Raw genomic sequence first — 3,554 nt, forward strand, 5'->3', positions numbered from 1 at the left:
ATGCGATAAAGCACATCATCAGGCGAGTATTTGGTTTTCCCTTCCCCCTCAGACGTTTGAAAATAGACTTCATGTTCCGGTGGCTCGTCACTTTGGCGCATTTCAGTGACAATATGGTCATTAATATTATTAATGACCTTCGCATTAATAAATAAATTGCCGTGTGATTCAATGGTTGCTGAATGGTTTTCAATCAGTTCGGCTTGACCTTTTACATTGTAATGTTCATCAAGTTCACCGCCAATAATAAAATCGCCCAGACTCAATAACTGAGCATGCGCATAGTTATTGAGCGTATTGACCCCTAAATGAAAATTTTGTCGGGCAGCAATGACCGGCGCAGTACCATTTTGTGCCCGATTATTCAGCGTTATGGCGTTAATGGCTAAATTATCGGCATAGATTCGACCGGTTTGTAAGTTATTTAATGTGTTACTGTCAATAATTGCGGTTGTGCCATTAATTAGGCCATAGTTGGTGGCATTTTGATGATTTAATGCCAGATAATCGGCACTAATTTCTGCTTGTTGTTCATTGATAAGTTGTTGGCTTTTTAAGCTGACTTGTTTGCCGGCTGTAATTTTGTTTTTATTGATGATGTCATTTTCACTGCTAATCGATAAGTGACCATTTGCGGTAATTTCACTGTCATTAACAAAACTGTCTTCTAACTCAAGCGATAAATCATTTTTCGTTTTAATCGTACCATTACCACGAAATGATTTTGTTTTGAGTAATAAGTTGTCAGAGAGTAAATAACCTTGATCGTTATCAAAGTCCTTAGCATCAATAATAATTTTATTATTGGCGGTTAAACTGGCTAACTGATTGTTTAAAGCGTTGCTTTCGAGCAGGATATTTTCTGCTACATAGTGAGATTGGCGGTTATTAATTTGCTGCGCCTTAATATCAACAAGACCATTGGTTTTAAACGAGGCGGATTGGTTATCAATATTGATTGCCTGTAATGAAATACCGTTATTAGACAATAATTTGGCATGTTGATTTTCAATATGACCATTTAATGAAGCGAGTTTAATTACGCCACTGGCGGTCAGCTCAGCAAAACGGTTGTTGATACCGTTAGCAACATCGAAAGTAATATTGTTTTCCGACACCACATTGGCCAACTCATTATTCAGCGTTGCCGCATGAATGTCGATATTGCCTTTGGCTTGTAAATCAGCTTGTTGGTTATTGATTTGATTGGTTTGAATCGATATCGCTTTATCCGCCACTAATTTGGCATTTTGGTTGGCAATGTTGTCAGCCTTAATGGTCAAATCGCCTTGCGTTAATATTTTTGCTTGTTGGTTATTGAGTGTTTGGCTTTCAATATTGGTACCGTTTTTACCGGAAAGCAGTAAGGCGGACTGATTGTCAAATTGATCGGCTTTGACCGCAATTTCTGTTTGCGATTGTAATGTTGCATTAGCATTATTCAGTGCTTTGGTGGCTATTTTTATGGCCGCATTCGCCACTAAAGTCGCACTAGCGTTGTTAAACGCCTGATTATTGATCGTTATTGCATTATCGGCTTTAAACACGGCGTCTTGATTATTGAGTTTAGTTGAATCAACGGTAATTGATTGACCGCTAAATAATTTAGCCTCGGCATTCTCGACGGTTTGTGCCTCGATCGTAATATTGTCTTTAGCACTCAACGCCGCTTGATCATTATTCAGTTGCTGGCTGTGAATAGTTATGGATTGATTTGAAACAAGTTGAGCCCCTGAGTTATCAAATTGGTTAGCGTTAATGTTGATATTCTGCTTCGCCTGCCATTTAGCCTGGTTATTAATCAGCGTTGAGGCGTCAACATCGATATTGCCTTGTGCGCCAATTTCACTTTCCGTGGTATTGATTTGCTCCGCGCGAATTTGCATATTTTTTTCAGCAACCAGTTGGGCATTTTGTAACGCTAAAACGTGCTGTGTATTAATTTGCATATTGCCTTTACTACCAAGCGAGGCTTGATTGAGTGAGGCGTTTTCACTGTTGATAGTGAAATCACCTTCAGAAACATACTGCGCAAGGTCACTGCTAAGTTGCTTGCTTTTAATCTCAATGCCTTGTTTAGCCTGAATCACACTCGATCGATTATCCATAACATCGCTGGTTAGATTAATGATGCCATGACTGGATAATTGCGCTTTTTGATTATCTAACTGGTTGGATTTTAGGGTAATAGATTGCACACCCCAAAGTCGAGCAGCGCTGTTGATGATGTTATTGGCATGAATATCGATACCTGCCGTTTGGGCAATGAATATACCGGCATTATTGTTAACGTTTCCGGTTGCATTAATACTTATTTTACTTGCCTGAATTCGCGCTTTTGTGTTGTCGAGATCCTGGGTATTTATGGCCAGATTTTTGAAAGATATTAAGGTTGCTTCACGGTTATCTAACTGCTCACTGTCAATAGTCAGGTCTTTTTCAGCCTGAATATTGGTGTATTGGTTATTAAAGTATTTGGCTAATATTGCAACATGACCGCCACTGATCCATTTGCCGTCCTGGTTATTGAGTTCGGTCGTGTTGATCGTCATGCCATTTATGGCATAAAGCGTTGAATGATGGGTGTTGGCTTGCGCCGCTGTCAGATTCAGTTGTTGGTTAGCGTACAATTGACCACGGTTGAATGATGCCAGCTTTAAAGCTTTAATGGATAGATCTTTGGCCGCTCTGATAACCGCATCGTCAGCCTCAATGGTCGTGGCGTCCAAATTGATTTGACCGTTGGATAAAAACTCACTTTTGGTTAAGTTCTGTTGCTGACCGCTAACGTTAATATCGTCCTTAGCACTGACAGAAGCATCGGTTAAATCAATTTGCTCACTGTCTAATGCAATGATGCCTTCGGAATAAAGATTTGCGCCTTTGGCACTCAATTGCTTTTCCGCATCTAATGTTATGTTAGTATACCCATACAAATAACTGTTGTTGGTCGATAACTGCCGGGCAGAGAGTGATAAGCCATTATTGGCGATCAATTTAGCGTTATCATTGTTGATTTTTTCAGAATAAACCATGATTGATTTATCTGATAAAATTGTACCAAATTGGTTGTTAAATAATTGATAAGCTGAAATGTGAATGTTGCCGGTACCTTGCAATTTACCCTTTTCATTAAACAGGCTATCACCAACCAGACTGATTTCCCGGTCGCTGACTAAGGTGGCGCCTTGATTATTTAAGCGATTAAAGTAGTAATTAATCGGCCCATTCGATCTAATAAAGCTTGAAGCGTTTTCGATGGTATTGGCTTCAACATAGATATCTTGCCCGGCTTGTATATTGGCTTCTTGCGTGGATAACGTTTGTGCGGTAATTGCTAATGATTGCTCAGTAACGGCCTGTAAATTATCCATAATGGCGTTATTTGCCGATAGTGAAATTTCCCCTTTAGCACTTAAGTTACCCGATTGCATCTGCACATCATTGGCCTGGATATCAATGGTACTATTAGTGTTAAGGTCTGCTGCTTGCGCTTTTATTTGATCTGCTTTTAAGGTGATAGACTCTTGCGCTAACAGTTGGCTATGGTCGGC

The 3,554-nt window shown here is 39.7% G+C and carries 1 protein-coding gene; it reads right to left on the reverse strand.

Annotation, left to right across the window (positions count from 1 at the left end; genetic code table 11):
* A partial coding sequence (locus tag J3U42_RS12055) for a hypothetical protein (protein ID WP_267336578.1) occupies nucleotides 1–3,554 on the reverse strand: 3,554 nt, incomplete at both ends.

Origin of the sequence: Gilliamella sp. B2923 (assembly GCF_026536565.1) — a bacterium.
GTDB lineage: Bacteria > Pseudomonadota > Gammaproteobacteria > Enterobacterales > Orbaceae > Gilliamella.